Below are 18,325 nucleotides of genomic sequence, written 5' to 3' on the forward strand. Positions count from 1 at the left end.
GTGGAACCAAAGACACACCGGAGACGGGCGCTAATGTTCTCTCTTATACCCGGGATGGGGCAAATATACAACAAACAGTATGGCAAAGGGGCACTCTTTTTCCTGTTCGGCGTCTCTTTTCTGATTGTCTTTTATGATTTATTCAATATTGGCTTTTGGGGATTGTTCACACTTGGTACGATGCTGCCTCGTGACAACTCTGTCTTCCTTTTAGCAAAGGGGATTATTGCGCTTTTAACAGCTGGATTTGGTATCGGATTTTACGTGCTCATGATGCGTGATGCATTTATGAACGGAAAGAAACGTGATCAAGGGGTTCCGCTTCATTCCATCCGAGCTCAATATCATCAGCTCATCGATCAAGGCTTTCCTTACTTAATGAGCACTCCTGCTTTCTTTTTACTTCTATTTTCTGTTGTCTTTCCTATCATGTTCAGCTTTGCGATTGCCTTTACGAACTACGATTTATACCACTCGCCACCTGCCAATCTCATTGATTGGGTAGGGGTCAAAAACTTTCAAAATATCTTTTCGATCGATATTTGGAGAGACACATTCATTGATGTACTTGGCTGGACCGTTGTATGGACATTGGCTGCTTCGACCCTTCAATGTGCTGTCGGCATCTTTCTAGCTGTCCTGCTCAATCAGAAGGATTTAAAAGGGAAACGGTTTTTTAGAACGATTTTGATTCTGCCTTGGGCTGTTCCGGGGTTTGTGACCATTTTGGTGTTTGCCGGACTGTTCAACGACACGTTTGGTGCCATCAACAATACGCTTTTTGCATCGATTGGGATTGATCCAAAGCCGTGGCTGACAGATCCATTTTGGAGCAAAATTGCCCTCATTGCGATGCAGACTTGGCTTGGATTTCCTTTTGTTTTCATTATGACAACCGGTGTTTTGCAGGCCATTCCTGAAGATTTATACGAGGCAGCGACCATTGATGGAGCAAACTTCTTTCAGAAATTCCGGTCCATCACATTACCGCTTGTCCTCTATTCAATTGCACCTATATTAATCACGCAATATACCTTTAACTTTAACAACTTTAATATCATCTACTTATTTAATGGCGGAGGACCGCCTGTTGCTGGGTCAACAGCTGGGGGTACGGACATATTGGTTTCTTGGATTTATAAGCTAACGATGCAGTCCTCTCAATACGCACTGGCTGCCGCTGTGACGATCTTACTTTCGATCTTTGTCATTGCCATTGCACTCTGGCAGTTTAAGAGAACGAATTCATTCAAAGAGGAGGACATGATGTGATATGGGATCAAAACAACAAAAACTCATTCGCCTGACTATCACTTATTTTATCCTTTTCATTGCCTCCGCTTGTATTCTATATCCACTGCTTTGGACGATCGGTGCTTCCTTTAATCCTGGGAACAGCCTCATGAGCACAAGCATGTTTCCGAAGAACCCAACGTTCAGCCACTTCACCGAGCTGTTCTTTGGTCAAGGGGCACTTTATGCAAATTGGTATTGGAACTCAATGAAGATCAGCATCGCCACCATGATCTTAACGCTGATTCTCGTCAGCTTTACAGGCTATGCCTTTTCCAGATTCCGTTTCAAAGGACGGAAAAATGGGCTGATGCTCTTTTTGCTGCTGCAAATGATTCCCCAATTTTCAGCGCTGATTGCGATTTTTGTTCTGGCTCAAATGCTTGGACTGATTAACAGCCACCTTGCACTGATTTTGATTTATGCAGGCGGACAAATTCCGATGAATACGTATTTAATGAAAGGCTATCTTGATGCGATTCCGAAGGATCTCGATGAATCAGCCAGAATGGACGGTGCAGGGCATTTCCGGATTTTCATCCAAATTATTATGCCGCTCGCCAAGCCAATTTTAGCCGTTGTCGCCATCAACTCATTTACAGGACCACTGGGTGATTTCATCATCTCCAGTGTCATTGTCCGATCACCCGAAATGTATACGCTCCCAATCGGTCTGTACAATCTCGTTTCAGACAAAATGGGTGCCAGCTACACGACCTTTGCAGCCGGGGCTTTACTGATTGCAATTCCTGTCGCTTTATTGTTTCTTGTTTTACAAAAACAATTTGTATCCGGCCTCACACAAGGCGGGACAAAAGGATAAGGAGAGATTTGATGAAAAAATGGATGCTCGTCACTGTTGTCGTTTTCTTTCTCATGGGGTTAGGTATTCTGCCTGAAGCAAAAGCAGACACGGTTTCTGTTCAGCCGATTAATGGACTGCAAGGGGACTTCATCAAAGGGGCCGATATTTCGATGCTTGCAGAAGTCGAGAGAAGCGGCGGCAGATACTACGACCAGAACGGACAGCAGGTTGATCCCCTTAAACTATTAAAGGACAAAGGCGTCAACTATGTGCGCATCAGACTGTGGAACCATCCATACGACAATCAAGGCCGTGCCTATAACGGCGGGACAAATGATTTAAACACAGCCATCGCTCTATCGAAACGAGCAAAAGCACAAAACATGAAAGTGCTGCTTGATTTTCACTACAGTGATTTCTGGACCGATCCTGGTAAACAGTTCAAACCGAAGGCTTGGGCGTCCCTCTCACAAAGCGATTTAGAAAAGGCTGTCGGCACTTACACAAGTGATGTGCTAAAAGCGATGAGGGCGCAAAATGCTCTGCCGAATATGGTACAGGTCGGGAATGAATTAAACTCAGGTATGCTGTGGCCAAACGGCAAAAGCTGGGGTGAAGGCGGCGGTGAATTTGACCGGCTCGCTGCTTTGCTAAAGGCTGGCACAAATGCTGTTCGCTCTGTCGATTCGAACATGAAAGTCATGCTTCATCTTGCACATGGAGGAGACAATGGCGCATCTCGCTGGTGGTTTGATGAAATCACAAAACGAGGCGTCACATTCGATACGATCGGTTTGTCTTATTATCCTTATTGGGATGGTGGATTCAGCGGCCTTTCCTCCAATATGAATGATATTAGTGCGCGCTATAACAAAGACGTCATTGTGGTGGAAACCGCCTATGGGTTTACAACAGCAAATGGTGACAACTTAGAAAACTCATTTAATCAAGACTCCGTCAAAACAGCTGGGTATCCAGCTTCACCGCAAGGGCAGGCATCTTTTATACGAGATGTATCAGAAAGAATTTCACAAGTGAAAAACAATCGCGGGAAAGGGTTCTTTTATTGGGAGCCGCTTTGGATTCCAGCGAAAGGCGCGCCGTGGTCTAGTCAATACGGGCTGGCTTATATCCAAACAACCGGTACGGTCGGAAATGCTTGGGAAAATCAAGCCATGTTTGATTTCAACGGAAAAGCACTGCCTTCTCTCGATGTATTTAAACAAATGACACCGTAATTAAAAGGATAGGACGTGACAAAATGGGAAAGCGTTACCCGCTCGTTCACCCAAATGTGAAAGGCTTTTTGCATGGTGGTGATTATAATCCAGATCAATGGCTCCATATGCCAGAGATCATTGACGAAGATTTTCGATTAATGAAGCTTGCACACTGTCAAACATTCTCCATCAACATTTTTTCATGGAGTAAGCTAGAGCCAGAAGAAGGTCAATATGACTTTGCATGGCTGGATGACATCATGGACCGCTTGACAGCGCAGGGGGCTCACGCCATTCTCGCAACGCCAAGCGGGGCAAGGCCTGCTTGGCTCTCACAAACATATCCAGAAGTATTACGCGTCGAAGCGAACCGCCAGCGTAACTTACACGGGCTTCGGCATAATCATTGCTTCACCTCACCGGTTTATCGAGAAAAAACAAATACACTCAACCGGCTGCTTGCTGAACGCTACAAGGATCATCCAGCACTGATCATGTGGCACATTTCGAATGAGTACGGCGGCGAATGCCATTGCGATCTTTGCCAGGAGGCATTCCGACATTACCTGAAAGACAAATACAACCATGACCTTGATGCATTGAATCAAGCATGGTGGACGGGATTTTGGAGCCACACCTATAGTGATTGGGCACAAATTGAGTCACCTGCACCGCATGGGGAGCACATGATTCACGGCATGAACCTAGATTGGAAGCGCTTTGTCACAGCTCAAACAATCAATTTTTATCAAAATGAGATTGAGCCGCTGCGAGAATTGACGCCTCATATCCCAGTGACCACCAACTTTATGGGCGACTATCCGCATATGCGTCCATTCCTTGGGCTCGATTATCATCAATTTGCAAAAGAAGTCGACGTGATCTCATGGGATAGTTACCCTGCATGGCATAGCGGCAGAGAAACAACTGCCGAATTAGCGTCAAACGTCGCCTTCGTTCACGATTTGTATCGTTCATTAAAGGACGGACAGCCGTTTCTCGTGATGGAAAGCACACCGAGCCTCGTGAACTGGCATGATGTGAATAAAGTCAAACATAAAGGAATGGCACACCTCTCTGCCATGCAGGCGATCGCCCACGGATCAGACTCCGTGCTGTATTTCCAGTGGAGACAAGGACGAGGCGCCTCTGAGAAATTCCACGGTGCAGTTGTTGACCATTCAGGGCATGAACATACGCGTGTGTTTCAAGAGGTGGCTGATCTAGGGAAACAACTAGAGCAGCTGCAGGCGATTGCGGGCACATCCGTTCAACCTGAGGTCGCGATCATATACGATTGGGAAAATCACTGGGCGATTGATGATGCTCAAGCCTTAAATAATGCAAACAAACGCTATGTGGAGGCTTGTCAAACTCACTATCGCAGCTTTTGGAAAAAGGGCATCCCTGTTGACATTGTCGGAATGGAAAAGGATTTCTCATCCTATCGAGTGCTGGTAGCTCCAATGCTCTACATGATCAAACCAGGCGTCGCAGAAAAGATTGAAGCCTTTGTCAAAGAGGGCGGCATTTTTGTCGCGACATACTGGAGCGGTATGGTTGACGAAAACGATCTCTGTTTCCTCGGCGGTTTCCCGGGCCCTCTCCGCCATGTACTTGGCATTTGGGCAGAAGAAATCAACACATTGATGCCAGATGAACACGTCTTAATGACCACAGGGAATGGACGCACCTACCATGTCGGCCAATATTGCGAATCCATTCATCCTGAAACGGCCTCTGTGTTAGGGCATTTTGAGAATGGCTGCTATGAAGGACAGCCAGCGCTTACTGTCCGTCCATTTGGAAATGGGAAAGCGTACTATATGGCTTCCGAAAATGAGCAGGCTTTTTATGATGAGTTTTACGAGGATCTCATTGCAGGCACTGGCATACAGCCTGTCCTATCTTCTGCGATGCCAGAGGGAGTCAGTGTACAAAAGAGAACAGATGGCACTCAGGACTTTGTGTTTATGATGAATTTTACAGAACAGCAGCAGGGCATCTCACTAGATTCAATGGAAGGCTATGAAAATATGCTGACTGGACAGCATGTGCCCGAACAGTTTCAACTTGATCCTTACGAATACATCATCTTGAAAAAATAGATTGAAAGATGCGTCCATTCATTGGACGCTTTTTGATTTTAATAATTCTAAATACCTATATATTTTTTTAATTGTAGATATGCACTCGAAGTGTTATTTTTTATCTAAATTTTTTGACATGTTTGACACAGCGCCCTGACTGGATTTGCCATCCTTTTTTGCCATTGTATAGGTATGAAAGCGGTTGCCTAACACTCATATTTTTGATACTCTTTTTTTCAATGCAGCTGTGGGACTGTATTGTGTTAAAAAGAGCAAATAAATGTCAACGGTTTATTGTAGGGGGAGGGGCTTATGTTAACGTTTGTTGGATTGTTGATTATTTTAACGATTGTTGTATTGCTGATTTGGGGGAAAGCAAGTCCAATTGTCGCCATGGTCATGGTACCTTTGATAGGGGCGCTCATTGCGGGATTTGGTATCAATGACATTCAAACCTTTTTTGAAGAAGGGATTATCAAAGTATTGCCAGTGGCGACCATGTTTATCTTCGCCATTTTATTTTTTGGCATTTTACAAGATACAGGGTTCTTTGAACCTGTAATTAAAGCTTTAATTAAGCTGACAAAAGGAAATGTTGTCACGGTTGCGATGGGAACTGCTTTGATTGGGGTCATCGCACACTTAGATGGAGCAGGAGCTACGACCTTTTTATTAACTGTACCTGCACTGCTTCCGCTTTATAAAAAATTACATATGAGTCCTTACTTACTGCTGTTATTAATCGGGACGAGTGCCGGCTTAACCAACATGGTGCCATGGGCTGGACCGACCGGACGAGCAGCAAGTGTCTTGAATATCGATCCATCAGAGCTATGGGTCCCGCTCATACCAATTCAGCTCATCGGAGTCGTTCTCGTGTTGGGGATGGCGTTCATCTTAGGGAAAAGAGAAGAGAAACGTATTAGGGTGAAAATTGCTGCAAACGAAGTAGCCGCTGTCCAACTAGAAGGCGCTGATTGGGACCAGGCTATTCAATCTATCAGCGAAACAGGCGACGCCTCTTTAAAACGTTATCACCTCATCTGGGTGAATTTCATCCTGTTTTTGGCTGTTGTTGTCCTTCTTGTGCTGAGTGTGATTCCAGCCAGTTATATGTTTATGATTGGACTTTCTCTTGCGCTGTTGATTAACTATCCGATTGTGAATGTACAAATGGAAAGAATCAAGGCTCATGCACCTAGTGCGCTGATGATGGCTGCTGTCATCTTCTCTGCAGGTTCATTTCTAGGAATACTAGAAGGGACGGGAATGCTCAAAGCAATAGCTGTTGACAGCGTTCAAATTCTACCTGCTTTCCTGCTTCCATTTTTACATATCATTGTGGGGATGTTTGGGGTACCGCTTGATATGCTGACAAGTACAGATGCCTATTATTATGCACTTCTGCCAATTGTCGAATCGATTACATCTGAGGTTGGCGTGTCAGGCACTTCAGCAGCATATGCCATGATGATTGGAAATATCATCGGAACCTTTGTCAGTCCACTTGCTCCTGCTGTTTGGCTTGCCATAGGTCTTGCAGGAGTCGACATGGGGAAACATATCCGCTATTCCTTCTTTTGGATGTGGGGATTCAGTATCGTTTTACTCATCGTCGCCAAGCTGATTGGCATCATATAAAAAAGAAAGACATGCGCATATGGGCGCATGTCTTTTTCTTTGATTTATGAAGGATATTCACTTGTGTGCACTTCTGTTTTCGGTTTTTTAATCAGTGACATCAACCCAACGATAAGCAACAAGATCATCGGAACGAAGGCAAGACCAACGGTTCCAATTAAAAGAGTCACAGCCGAAACCAAGAAAAGAATACCAGAAAGCACGGCACGTCGGTCTGTTTTCAAGACAATCACACCAACAAGTGTTAAGACAGCCGCAATTGCGGAAACAACCATAAACTGAACACCAAAGGCATGAACCGAAGCCTCAAGTGTTTCAACTGGCAATGCACTGCCTTCCTCTTTTAACACTTCATTCATTTCTTCATAAACTGCTGGATCTACAGAGAGCATCAACGCCCCAAAACCAACACCAATTACGTTGAGGACAATACTGATAATCCCCATAATTTTTTCACCTTTACGCTTAATCATTATAGAAACCTCCTAAAAAGTTAAATTAACCTGTTTTTACTTCTCGCTTTTGGAAGACGATTAAAGCAACCACCAAGAAGATGGCCCAATAAATGACTAGGACCGTTAATGAGAATCCTAGGGACATGTCTTCGATAAAAGTAGGTGTGTCTGCGAAATATTGTGCAGGATCGTTGGCAAACAATAAGTATTTCGCCCAATCAAAGAAGAACATCAAAATGCCTGTGATGGATGCTCCCACAATATAGGCTAATACACTAATCGCAATGGAAATGGCCTCGCTTCTAAACACCGTTGAGATGGCAAAAGAAAGTGTCCCTAATACAACAAACATAGCACAATGCGCCAAATAATAAGAGACCATATTTGCAAACTGAGACCGTTCAATGACTTCACCATTTTGATAAGCCAAATACACATAATCATTGTTTAGTCCAAAGAATATCGCACCTAAGATAAAGGATAAGATAAACAGGACAGCGATCAGGAAAAGTGAATATAGTTGAACGGTAAAGTATTTAGATAAAAGAACCTTCAACCTGGATGGCGGACGAATCAATAATAATTTAATTGTACCATGCTTATATTCAGCCGAGACAATCGTGGCTGCAATAATAATCACAAATACACCGACCAGCTGAAGCAAATCAGCATTGATCTTCACATAAGTCCATGCATTTTTACCGAATTGATCGGCTGGAGGCAAATCATGTTTGATTCGATACTCATTGATCGCTATATCATTTTCAAGGGATCTCTTATAAAATGCTAAATCATTCTCTTTCAATTCTTGCTTCTTTTCTTTATTGATCATTCGCAGCTCGGATTTCCAATCACTTGACGTTTGTTCATCGTCATTTGTCTTAACTGCAAAGATCAACGTCGCAATCATGCCTAACACAAGAAGCCCAACCATAATCCAAGTACCAACACGATAACTGATTTTCATCCACTCGTTTTGAATGAGGCGAATCATACGTCTGCCTCCTTTTTACCTGTTAAGCTTAAGAACTTATCTTCTAAGGTTTGTTTTTCTATTTTGATTTCGTACAAATGAATAGACGCACCGCTCAAATGACGAATCAATTCCGGCATTTTCTCTTCTAGGATGGAGAAGAATAAGTACTGCTCCTCTTCTCTAACCGTGATGCCTTCCTCGCATGCCTCAATGAGCTTTTGAGCTTCTTCTAGCTCACTTGATGCTACTTTCATTCGATAATTGACCAAATCATCCTGCTTCGTCTCCGCACGCTGATCCTCAATCGCAATCAGCTTTCCTTTTTGGATAATGGCGAAACGATCACACATCAATTCCATTTCTGACATGAGATGACTAGAAACGATGACAGCAAGACCTTCTTCCTTTGCCAGCCTTCTCAAGTAATCTCGTATCATTCGAATTCCCTCTGGATCTAGTCCATTGGTCGGCTCATCTAAGATTAGCAGTTTCGGTTTATGTATCAATGCCTGAGCAATACCCAAACGCTGCTTCATTCCTAATGAAAACGTACCGACACGCTTATGTTTCACATGCTGCAAACTAACTAGTTCTAGCAGTTCATCAATTCGACCTTCATCCACTTTTCCATTCATTCTGGCAAAATGAACAAGGTTTTGCCTTGCCGTTAAATGATTATACATTTCTGGATTTTCAATAATCGCACCGACATCTTGGATGGCATGCTGATATGAGGTTTGAATACTATGTCCATTAATCTGAATGTCACCAGATGTAATCGGAGAAAGACCGACCATCATGCGAATGGTTGTTGTTTTCCCCGCGCCATTCGGTCCTAAGAAGCCAAAGACTTCTCCCGCTTGGACAGAAAAGCTCAAGTCTTGAACAATCTTTTTCCCGCGAATATGCCTAGATACATTATGCAGTTCTAAAACGTTCGTCACGTTACCTCTCCTTCTTTGTCTAAGTATCATCTATCATCTATTTCCTGATAAACACCATGATCCGTCAAAAATAGAAGAACACTTCCATATGGTACAGCAATGCCCAAAAATTGTGAAGGGAATTAGCCAAAATTTAGAGAATCCTCTGCCTTTTTTAAGGTAGGGTTAAGAAAACTGAGGATTTTTATGTGAAAAGAGGCTTGATTTTCTAAAAAATGAACCTTTTTCAACAGGTATATATGTATGGAGTTCTGTTTAAGATTATTCCTTTCACCTATAAATAATGAAACGAAAAAGAGGCCTCTTATTCGACAGCCTCTTTTTATTCATTATACCTTTTTCACAAACTCTGACTTTAGCTTCATAGCGCCAAAGCTAGGAATTTTACAATCAATGTTATGATCGCCTTCAACTAAACGAATGCCTTTGACCTTCGTCCCTATTTTTAAAACCGAAGAAGAACCTTTCACTTTTAAATCTTTAATGACAGTGACTGTGTCGCCATCACTTAACAGATTCCCATTCGCATCTTTCACAACAAGCTGCTCCTCTGCCGCTTGTTCTTGTTCTAGTGACCATTCATGCGCACATTCAGGGCAGATAAGCAGACTGCCGTCCTCGTAAGTATAGGATGAACTGCACGAAGGACAATTCGGTAGATTAGACATTTGTATTTCCTCCAAATTTCTATTTCATTTATCACTATTTTACCACATTTCTATAGAAATGAACGTGATAGAAAAGGAAACATTTTTCAGCATTTACTTCTCTCTTCCAAATGTCATCACAGCCGCAATATTCCGCGCAGTTCTCTCTACGTGAAGAGCCGCATCATGCATCGCATCAGAAAGAGAGATGACACCTGGAACGATACTAAAAAGGGCATCAATTCCATGATCATGTACGACTGTACTGTCTTCTGAGAGTGATCCTGCAATGCCAATTACAGGGAGACCATACTGTTTGGCTGCTTTGGCTACACCGATCGGCGTTTTTCCATAGATGGTCTGCCGATCGATTCGGCCTTCCCCAGTAATGACGAGGTCTGCCTCCTCGATGACGTCATTAAAATGAACGGCCTTCAGTACAATATCGATTCCTGTTTGAAGATCAGCCTGTAAAAAGCCTAATAAACTCGCACCAAGTCCTCCTGCTGCTCCTGCACCGGCTGCATCAGCAATAGATACATTAAACTCCTTTTCTGCTACTTGTGCAAAATGAGCTAAGTTCTTGTCTAACACTTGAACCATTTCTTCATCTGCTCCCTTTTGAGGTCCGAATACGGCAGACGCCCCTCTCTCTCCCGTTAAAGGATTATCCACATCACAAGCTGCCTCCAGCCGGACGAATTGCAGTCTTGGATCAAGTCCAGATAGATCAATAGTAGCTAATTGATTCAGTGACCCGCCGCCCGGCATGAGGTCTTGTCCTGTTGTATCGAGAAAAGCTGCACCTAATCCTTGCATCATCCCAGCGCCGCCATCATTCGTTGCACTTCCGCCAAGCCCAATGATTACATGATTCGCTCCCTTATCCAGTGCCGCAAGCATTAATTCTCCTGTTCCTCTCGACGTCGTGAATAACGGATTCCGCTTTTCTGGCGGGACCAGATGTAACCCAGAGGCTGCGGCCATCTCTATGACAGCGGTCTGACCATCCCCCAACATGCCAAAAAAGGCATCCACAGGTTCGCCAAGCGGACCCGTAACCACTTGATTGACAATATGCCCACCTGTCGCATCAACCAACGATTGAACCGTACCCTCTCCTCCATCTGCCATTGGAAGTTTGAGATATTCTGCGGTTGGCAAAATAGAACGAAACCCTCGCTCAATGGCACAGGCCGTCTCATAAGCAGATAAACTTTCTTTAAATGAATCTGGTGCGATCACAATTTTCATCCAAAAACCCCTCGTTTCTCATCATGTCCTCAGCCGAACAGCTGGAAAATGCCAAAGATAATGGTCGATACAACGGTTAAAGTCAAACCAATTAACGATTCAAAAGGCATTAATTTCAACCGTTCTTTGATGTCCATTTGCACACTTCCTGCTGTTGCATGGAAAAAGCTCCCGTGCGGCATATGATCAAGCACCGTTGCTCCAGCATGAATCATGGCTGCGCCTGAAAGAGCAGATACGCCAAGCCCAATCAGTGTGCCGCTAAATACGCCACTGGCGACCGCCGTTCCTGCTGTTGTCGAAGCGGTTGCTGCTGACATAAAAATACCTGACGTTGGTGCAAGCAAATAAGGAGGCAGTCCCGATGCATCAAGTGCTTGAATAAACACATCTTTTAAGGAAGAATTCGATACGATTCCTGCTAGTGTACCTGTCCCTAATAACATAATCGCTACGCCCGACATTTTATGAAGTCCCGACATCGCATAATCATTGATATACTTTCCTTTTTTCATCAAAACAGCGCCTACAATGCCTCCAATCGGTAAGGCAACCATTGGATCTATATTGATTTGAAATAGCGGCCTTAGAGTCAACAATAAAATGGTAACAAGCGGACCAGCCAATGCTTGAAAAAAAGCAGGCACTTGAACCTTGCTTTGGTCAGCTTCCTCTTCAAGAACGGGTGTCCCTTTATTTCCGAGCTTTTTGGCTAACACGTACGTGACAGCTAATCCAAACACAGCCGGAATGACACCTGCCGCCATCATGGAAGTAAGAGGTACACCAAAAGCATCAGAGGCTGCAATCGCATTCGGGTTCGGCGACATGATATTTCCTGCCTTCCCGCCCCCAATCATGGCAAGTAAAATCCCCATTTTTGAAAGCTTTGCCCGTTTGGCAATGGCAAGTGCAATTGGTGCTACCGTGATGACTGCTACATCTACAAAAACGCCCACCGTTGTTAAAATCATCGTTGCAAGTGCGAGTGCTAAAAGGGCCCTCGCTTCTCCTAGCTTTTTCACGATGGCCTCAGCGATAGATAACGCTGCACCTGACTCAATCAAAACGCCAGCCAGTACACCTGCGGCCATTATTCTAAGGACAGCCGGAATCATGTCCTTAGCTCCGTCCATCATGACGTTGACGGTCTGAACAATATCTACACCGCCAACCAAACCGCCTATGAATGCACCTGCCAGCATGCCATATGCAGGTGATACTTTTTTTAGAATGAGAACAATAGCGATCACAAGCGCCATCATGGCACCCAGTGTACTTACCGTTACATCTTCACTCATTCTCAATCCCCCCAAATTGTCTTTTCTTAATTGTAAACGTTTACTCATCGGGATCGAGATGTGAATCTATATGATCTTTTTTTATTTATCACTTCATTCAATTGTGCAAATGCACAATCAAGGTAGTTGACTCATCAACTGCGCCATATAGAGCTCCATCAACTGTTTCACATGACGAGGGTCTTTCCCGGTTATTGTTTGAATTTTATCTAAACGATATCGCAGTGTATTGCGATGAATAAATAAGCGATCCACGCTTTTTTGCAAATCGCCTCCCTCTTCAATGTATACCTTTAACGTATGGACGAGCTCCGTTTCTTGTGCAAGTGGCTTGTAAAAATCAGTCCATCTATTTTCCTCTTCAGCGGTTCCTGCTCTTATAAATAAGCTTTCCAGCTGATAAGATTCAAAGAAAAATATACTTTCACCTGGATCAAGAACCTTCCCCAACCGCAGAGCATCTCTCGCCTGCTGAAAAGACAATGGTAATTGACTCATGTCCTCAGCGACAGTCCCTACACCTACAAGCACTTGCCTATCTACTGCTCTCACCATCGTTCTCTGCAGCTGCCCGGTCACGTGCTTCAGACTATGTTCATGAATCGGCTGCCTTAAAAGAATCAATTCATGAAGGAAGGTCATGCCTAGTAAATCGGCCGCATTCTTATCGTATTGAATCGCATGCATCATTTTGTGCACAGTGTCCTCGGAGGATGGAACTGGCTGAAAAATAATCGCCATTCGCCGCTTATCTAAATCCATCCCCAGCCAGGCCGCTCGATTCTTTAGCTGATGATCACCCACGTCAGAATCAGAAATCAACTGATTGACAATTTCACTTTCTATTCGCTGCCGCCACTGAACTCGTTCAAGCAGAAAAGATTGTTCTAACACCAGCTCAGCTGCCATTTTCACCAGCTCTGCATGATGCCGAATGTCCTCTGGCTCACCAGTAATTCCAATCACACCAACTACTTGTTCACGAAAGCATATAGGCAAATTGATTCCCGGCATCGCTCCCTTTAAACGGAAGGATTTCTCCTGGTCAATTTCCACACTGTTCCCGCTCGTCAGCACAAGTCGTGCACCATCATGTTTCTGTCCAATCCTTTTTCGTTCACCAGAACCAATAATCACACCATCTGCATTCATGACATTGATGTTTTTATGTAAAATATGCATCGTACGTTCAACCATTTCTTGAGCCAATTCACTGGTTAAAAATTGCATGCAGCATCTCTCCTGAAGGTATTTTCATTCAATGTATCATAGTGTTATTGCACAATAAATGCAAAGTTCTCAAAAAACAGCCGTTGACAAAGGTACGTTGAAAAGTGTTTAATCAAAACAAGGGACCGACCGACAGTCTAGTCAAAAGAAAGGATGGCTTTATGAGAACCGTTAAACATCCTGAAGAACGCAAAAATGACATCTTAAACGCAGCAGAGGTGCTTTTTTCAACCAAAGGCTATCAGCAAACAACGATTATTGACATATTAAAAGCCGTTGGCATTGCAAAAGGCACATTCTATTATTACTTTACATCCAAAGAAGAAGTGATGGATGCCATTATTGATAGAATCATCAAAGCAGATATCATCGTGGCAAAGCGTATTGCGGCTGATCCAAACCTGCCAGTCGTCGATAAACTATTTCATATCATCATGGCGCAATCACCTAAGCAAGGAAGCAATAAACAGGGCATGATTGAACAATTTCATCAACCTTCTAATGCAGAAATGCATCAAAAAAGCTTGATCAAAGCCATTAAAGAACTTTCACCAGTTTTGGCAGATGTCATTCAGCAAGGTATAGAGAAAGGGACATTTCAAACGAAGTATCCGCAAGAGACGGTTGAATTTCTCCTTGCTTCTGCACAGGTCATATTTGATGAAGGCCTTTTCCAATGGACTGCCGAAGAAAGTATACACAGAGCTCTAGCTTTTATCGATCTCCTCGAATCTTCTTTACATGCAGAAAAGGGAAGCTTCTCCTTCCTTCTCAAGCGATTAACTGGAGAGGGAGATGAAAATAATCAGTGATTGGTCACTTCAATACCAATCCTGCATACATTATAGACTGACGGTCGGTCTAAAAGGAGAGTGATATTCATGTTTTTGTTATCCAAAAGAGGCCCCACCCACTTTATGTACCTTGTTCTCGGACAGATTATTTCCGTTTTCGGGTCTTCATTAATTCGGTTTGTTTTATCTTTACACGTGCTGGATATGACACAGCGTGTTGACTTATATGCCTTACTTTTCGCTTTATCTAATGTCCCGCTCCTCCTTTCCCCATTAGCAGGGGCAATCGCTGATCGGTTTAACAGAAGGAACTTAATGATTTTATTTGATGTCCTCACTGGCATCATGATTCTGGCCTTTTATTTCTGGTTATTTTCAGGAAATGATTCACTCTATATGATCGGAGCCGTTATGATACTGCTTGGCGTGATGAGTACGTTTTACGCTCCTGCTGTGATGTCCAGCATTCCACAGCTAGTGAAAGAAGAACAATTAGAACAAGCAAACGGCATCGTAAATGGTGTGCAGGCTCTTTCAGGTGTTCTCGCTCCTATTATCGGCGGAGTTCTGTACGGACTTATTGGGAGTCAATCCATCATAGGGGCTAGTGCCATCATATTTTTTCTATCCGCATGCATGCTTTTACGGTTAAATATTTCCTTCTCACCCAGCCTGCTAACGGAGTCCATGAGTAAAGTGCTCGTGAAAGATATGAAGCAGGGATTTTCCTATATAGGCAATCAGCCATTTTTAAAAAGAGCCATGCTGCTTGCAGCGATGTTAAATTTCATCCTCACACCTTTTTTTATCGTGGGTGGTCCAATCATTTTAAGGGTCATAATGAAAAGCAGTGACATCATGTATGGGATTGGAATGGGCTTGATTGAGTTTGCTGTCATCGCAGGGGCACTGCTAGTTGGACTCGTAGCAAAGCATTGGCGCATTCCTACTTTATATCGCTGGCTGCTCGTCATCGCCATCATTTTACTGCCTGTGGCTTTTTCAACAACAAAAATGGCCCTTCAGTTTGGCACATATCCAGCCTATTTTCTCTTTTTAGCAGGATGTCTCCCAATTGCTATGCTGCTCACAATGATTTCAATCGTTGTGATCTCACATGTTCAAAAGAAAACACCCAATGCCCAATTAGGGAAAGTGATGGCCAATCTGACAATGGTTTCTCAATGTGCTGCTCCGCTTGGTCAAATGATGTATGGGTTCTTGTTCAACACCTTTTCTACCAACATGTATGTGACCGTGCTAATAGTCAGTATCTTCATGTTTGCACTAGCGTTCTTAACAAAAAATATGCTTCACCATGAAGGAGAATCAGCCTCATGAGATTGACGTTTATAAAGAAAGACTTAACCCGCCACCGACTCATTTCAATCGGCTTAACCATTTGCATCATGATGACATCATTTTTAGCAACAAGCGCCGCTCAAATGACAGCTCAGCTGAATGGTTCCATTTCTAACCTACTCCATTCAGCCAAAGCACCAGACTTTGTCCAAATGCATGACGGCACCATAGATGAAAAAGACATTCAAACATTTTCAAGCAAGCAGCCCATGGTAAAAGCACATCAAATTGTCCCAATGATTGCAATTGAACATGACAGCATCAAGTTCGGAAATGAACCTGCCAAAGCAGGTGTGATGGATCATTTATTTGTGAAACAAAATCGTTTTTTTGATTTTCTTTTAAACGAGCGAAATGAAAAACTAACTGTAAACAAAGGTGAAGTGGCTGTCCCCATCTATTTTCAACAAAAGTATCATCTCAAGATAGGGGAAACCTTAAAGATTGAAAAAGGGTCTAATCATTTCTCTTTTCAAATCAAAGCGTTCTTACGAGATGCGCAAATGAACCCCAGCCTTGTCAGTTCAAAAAGATTCCTCCTTCATGACGAGGATTGGGACGAACTGAATCACGAGTTTCCAAAAAAGGAGTACTTGATCGAATTTTTACTGCATGATGCCAAGCAAGCAGATGCTTTTCAAGCAATTTATCAATCATCAAAGCTACCACAACAGGGACCAGCTGTTACATTACCCTTACTACGTATGCTGAATGCATTGACAGATGGAATGGTGATTGCCATTCTCCTGCTTGTGTGCATGCTGCTCATTAGTATAGCCCTTCTCTCTCTCCATCTTGCTATGACAGCTGCTATAGAAGAGGATGAACGTGAAATTGGAATACTGAAGGTGCTGGGGATTCCTTTATCAAAAATTAAGCAATTATACGTTGGGAAGTATGCTGTGCTTGCCTGTGCAGGGTGTATAGCAGGATATTTGTTAACACTTATGTTTGGTGATATGTTTACGGCCAATATTCAGCAATATATGGGGAATGACTCTTCTTTTGCTCAATGGCTGATCCCGCTTTTCGTTTCTATTTTGACGGCAATGATCGTCATCTCATGTAGCTATGCTGTCCTAAGAAAGTTTGGTCAAGTATCGGCAGCTCAAGCGCTTCAAGGTGGTGTCACTTCACCAAATCACAAAAAACAAATTCCCATGCACCTCAAGAGAAACAGGTTCCTCCCAGTCAATATATGGTTTGGTTTAAAAGATCTGTTCTCGCGAATGAAGTTGTATACAACGATTACCTGCATTATCGCACTTTGTACATTTTTGATGCTGATGCCTATTCAGCTATGGCACACTTTACAATCACCAGATTTTATCACATATCTTGGCTCTGGCAAAAGTGACCTTCGAATCGACATTCGGCAAGGAAATGATTTAGAGAAAAGTACAAATAAAATCGAGCCTAAGATTCGCGAAGATCTAGACATTCAAACATCTGCCGTATATGAAACAACTTCTCTCCAATCTAAAGCAAAGGATAATACATTAGAAACGCTCTATTTAGAAACAGGTGATCTCTCAGCATTCCCTCTCACCTATTTAAAAGGACGAGAACCTTTCAAGGATGGAGATATCGCCTTATCAGTGCTAAGTGCAGACTCACTTCAGAAAAAGGTAGGAGAAGAAATCACTCTCGTAACAAATGGGCATGAAATTCAAAGATTGGTGACTGGCATTTACCAGGATGTCACCAACGGAGGAAAAACAGCAAAAGCATTATCACAACCTTTTCCTCAATCACCTCTTTGGAAAACCATTCAAATTCAACTGAAACAAGGAATAGATATTGCAGAAAAAAAGGCAGCACTAGAAACAAGTATGTCTCCTGCAAAAGTGACAGCTATGAAAGAATACGTTCATCAAACCATCGGCAGCACAGCATCTTTAGTAAAGGTGGTTGCATTTTTCTCTACAATAGCTGCTTTTGGAACCGCCAGTCTGATGCTATTAATGTTTCTGCACATGTTAAAGGCGAAAGATTCAAGTCGTAACCATATGTTAAGAATGATTGGATTTTCTATAAAAGATTTAACGGGACAATACTTAACAAGTTTTATCGTGGTTCTCTCTTTTGGCGCCTTTATTGGAACAATCGCTGTCAATACCATTGGTTCTGCTTTAATGAGTGTAGGTGGAGCATCCTTAGGGGCATCAAGCCTTCAGTGGTTGGCACCACAATGGGTGTCAGTCGTGTACCCACTCTCACTGTTTATCGTCAGCTTAGCTTTAACCTCTTGGTTATTGAAGACGTTTTTTTCTAGCAAAACCACCCAACATACACTTTCATAAGGAGATGTTT

The 18,325-nt window shown here is 43.1% G+C and carries 15 protein-coding genes; 8 read left to right on the forward strand and 7 right to left on the reverse strand.

Features of this window, described 5'->3' with window-relative positions; genetic code table 11:
• The first annotated feature begins 33 nt into the window (after nt 1–33).
• From ACYH0L_RS18275 to ACYH0L_RS18295, 5 genes are all read left to right on the forward strand, one after another.
• Nucleotides 34–1,272, forward strand: coding sequence for a carbohydrate ABC transporter permease (locus ACYH0L_RS18275; protein WP_099727244.1), 1,239 nt, complete (start codon nt 34–36; stop codon nt 1,270–1,272).
• A 1-nt stretch (nt 1,273) separates the two neighbouring features.
• Nucleotides 1,274–2,116 (forward strand): sugar ABC transporter permease, encoded by an 843-nt coding sequence (locus ACYH0L_RS18280; protein WP_249705672.1) that lies wholly within the window; start codon nt 1,274–1,276, stop codon nt 2,114–2,116.
• A gap of 11 nt (nt 2,117–2,127) precedes the next feature.
• Nucleotides 2,128–3,336, forward strand: a complete 1,209-nt coding sequence (locus ACYH0L_RS18285) for a glycoside hydrolase family 53 protein (protein ID WP_099727246.1) — start codon at nt 2,128–2,130, stop codon at nt 3,334–3,336.
• Nucleotides 3,337–3,359: 23 nt separating this feature from the next.
• Entirely contained in the window at nt 3,360–5,426 is a 2,067-nt protein-coding gene (locus ACYH0L_RS18290; protein WP_230031371.1) for a beta-galactosidase, read from the forward strand.
• A gap of 294 nt (nt 5,427–5,720) precedes the next feature.
• A complete protein-coding gene (locus tag ACYH0L_RS18295) occupies nt 5,721–7,049 on the forward strand; it encodes a CitMHS family transporter (RefSeq protein ID WP_249705675.1) in 1,329 nt (442 codons plus the stop codon).
• 44 nt (nt 7,050–7,093) lie between these two features.
• Here the strand turns inward: ACYH0L_RS18295 and ACYH0L_RS18300 are convergent, their stop codons facing one another.
• The 7 genes from ACYH0L_RS18300 to ACYH0L_RS18330 all read right to left on the reverse strand — a co-directional run bounded on the left by ACYH0L_RS18300 (nt 7,094) and on the right by ACYH0L_RS18330 (nt 13,856).
• Nucleotides 7,094–7,522, reverse strand: coding sequence for a DUF4064 domain-containing protein (locus ACYH0L_RS18300; protein ID WP_249705676.1), 429 nt, complete (start codon nt 7,520–7,522; stop codon nt 7,094–7,096).
• A 25-nt stretch (nt 7,523–7,547) separates the two neighbouring features.
• Nucleotides 7,548–8,498: an ABC transporter permease gene (locus ACYH0L_RS18305; protein ID WP_249705677.1), complete on the reverse strand. Its 951-nt coding sequence runs from the start codon at nt 8,496–8,498 to the stop codon at nt 7,548–7,550.
• Nucleotides 8,495–9,424: an ABC transporter ATP-binding protein gene (locus tag ACYH0L_RS18310; protein WP_099727251.1), complete on the reverse strand. Its 930-nt coding sequence runs from the start codon at nt 9,422–9,424 to the stop codon at nt 8,495–8,497. The genes ACYH0L_RS18305 and ACYH0L_RS18310 overlap by 4 nt, the downstream gene beginning before the upstream one ends.
• Before the next feature lie 329 nt (nt 9,425–9,753).
• The gene (locus ACYH0L_RS18315; protein WP_034323363.1) at nt 9,754–10,092 is read right to left on the reverse strand and encodes a zinc ribbon domain-containing protein YjdM; all 339 of its coding nucleotides are present in this window, start codon (nt 10,090–10,092) and stop codon (nt 9,754–9,756) included.
• A gap of 93 nt (nt 10,093–10,185) precedes the next feature.
• Complete coding sequence (locus ACYH0L_RS18320; protein ID WP_256499169.1) at nt 10,186–11,325, reverse strand: glycerate kinase; 1,140 nt, start codon at nt 11,323–11,325, stop codon at nt 10,186–10,188.
• 29 nt (nt 11,326–11,354) lie between these two features.
• Nucleotides 11,355–12,626 (reverse strand): GntP family permease, encoded by a 1,272-nt coding sequence (locus tag ACYH0L_RS18325; protein ID WP_099727254.1) that lies wholly within the window; start codon nt 12,624–12,626, stop codon nt 11,355–11,357.
• A 117-nt stretch (nt 12,627–12,743) separates the two neighbouring features.
• Entirely contained in the window at nt 12,744–13,856 is a 1,113-nt protein-coding gene (locus ACYH0L_RS18330) for a CdaR family transcriptional regulator (RefSeq protein ID WP_482354221.1), read from the reverse strand.
• A gap of 161 nt (nt 13,857–14,017) precedes the next feature.
• On the opposite strand from ACYH0L_RS18330, the gene ACYH0L_RS18335 reads away from it, so the two are divergent.
• The 3 genes from ACYH0L_RS18335 to ACYH0L_RS18345 all read left to right on the forward strand — a co-directional run bounded on the left by ACYH0L_RS18335 (nt 14,018) and on the right by ACYH0L_RS18345 (nt 18,315).
• The gene (locus ACYH0L_RS18335; RefSeq protein ID WP_482354222.1) at nt 14,018–14,668 is read left to right on the forward strand and encodes a TetR/AcrR family transcriptional regulator; all 651 of its coding nucleotides are present in this window, start codon (nt 14,018–14,020) and stop codon (nt 14,666–14,668) included.
• Between the two features lie 69 nt (nt 14,669–14,737).
• Nucleotides 14,738–15,991, forward strand: coding sequence for an MFS transporter (locus tag ACYH0L_RS18340; RefSeq protein ID WP_482354223.1), 1,254 nt, complete (start codon nt 14,738–14,740; stop codon nt 15,989–15,991).
• Nucleotides 15,988–18,315, forward strand: coding sequence for an FtsX-like permease family protein (locus ACYH0L_RS18345; protein ID WP_482354224.1), 2,328 nt, complete (start codon nt 15,988–15,990; stop codon nt 18,313–18,315). The genes ACYH0L_RS18340 and ACYH0L_RS18345 overlap by 4 nt, the downstream gene beginning before the upstream one ends.
• The last annotated feature ends 10 nt before the right edge of the window (nt 18,316–18,325 follow it).

This window comes from Bacillus sp. MC1252 (genome assembly GCF_056838025.1).

Excerpts from the sequence above, each read along its gene's own strand:
- ACYH0L_RS18275 (WP_099727244.1), top strand. The coding sequence starts at position 34 with ATGTTCTCTCTTATACCCGGGATGGGGCAAATATACAACAAACAGTAT.
- ACYH0L_RS18280 (WP_249705672.1), top strand. The coding sequence starts at position 1,274 with ATGGGATCAAAACAACAAAAACTCATTCGCCTGACTATCACTTATTTT.
- ACYH0L_RS18285 (WP_099727246.1), top strand. The coding sequence starts at position 2,128 with ATGAAAAAATGGATGCTCGTCACTGTTGTCGTTTTCTTTCTCATGGGG.
- ACYH0L_RS18290 (WP_230031371.1), top strand. The coding sequence starts at position 3,360 with ATGGGAAAGCGTTACCCGCTCGTTCACCCAAATGTGAAAGGCTTTTTG.
- ACYH0L_RS18295 (WP_249705675.1), top strand. The coding sequence starts at position 5,721 with ATGTTAACGTTTGTTGGATTGTTGATTATTTTAACGATTGTTGTATTG.
- ACYH0L_RS18300 (WP_249705676.1), bottom strand. The coding sequence starts at position 7,522 with ATGATTAAGCGTAAAGGTGAAAAAATTATGGGGATTATCAGTATTGTC.
- ACYH0L_RS18305 (WP_249705677.1), bottom strand. The coding sequence starts at position 8,498 with ATGATTCGCCTCATTCAAAACGAGTGGATGAAAATCAGTTATCGTGTT.
- ACYH0L_RS18315 (WP_034323363.1), bottom strand. The coding sequence starts at position 10,092 with ATGTCTAATCTACCGAATTGTCCTTCGTGCAGTTCATCCTATACTTAC.
- ACYH0L_RS18320 (WP_256499169.1), bottom strand. The coding sequence starts at position 11,325 with ATGAAAATTGTGATCGCACCAGATTCATTTAAAGAAAGTTTATCTGCT.
- ACYH0L_RS18325 (WP_099727254.1), bottom strand. The coding sequence starts at position 12,626 with ATGAGTGAAGATGTAACGGTAAGTACACTGGGTGCCATGATGGCGCTT.
- ACYH0L_RS18330 (WP_482354221.1), bottom strand. The coding sequence starts at position 13,856 with ATGCAATTTTTAACCAGTGAATTGGCTCAAGAAATGGTTGAACGTACG.
- ACYH0L_RS18335 (WP_482354222.1), top strand. The coding sequence starts at position 14,018 with ATGAGAACCGTTAAACATCCTGAAGAACGCAAAAATGACATCTTAAAC.
- ACYH0L_RS18340 (WP_482354223.1), top strand. The coding sequence starts at position 14,738 with ATGTTTTTGTTATCCAAAAGAGGCCCCACCCACTTTATGTACCTTGTT.
- ACYH0L_RS18345 (WP_482354224.1), top strand. The coding sequence starts at position 15,988 with ATGAGATTGACGTTTATAAAGAAAGACTTAACCCGCCACCGACTCATT.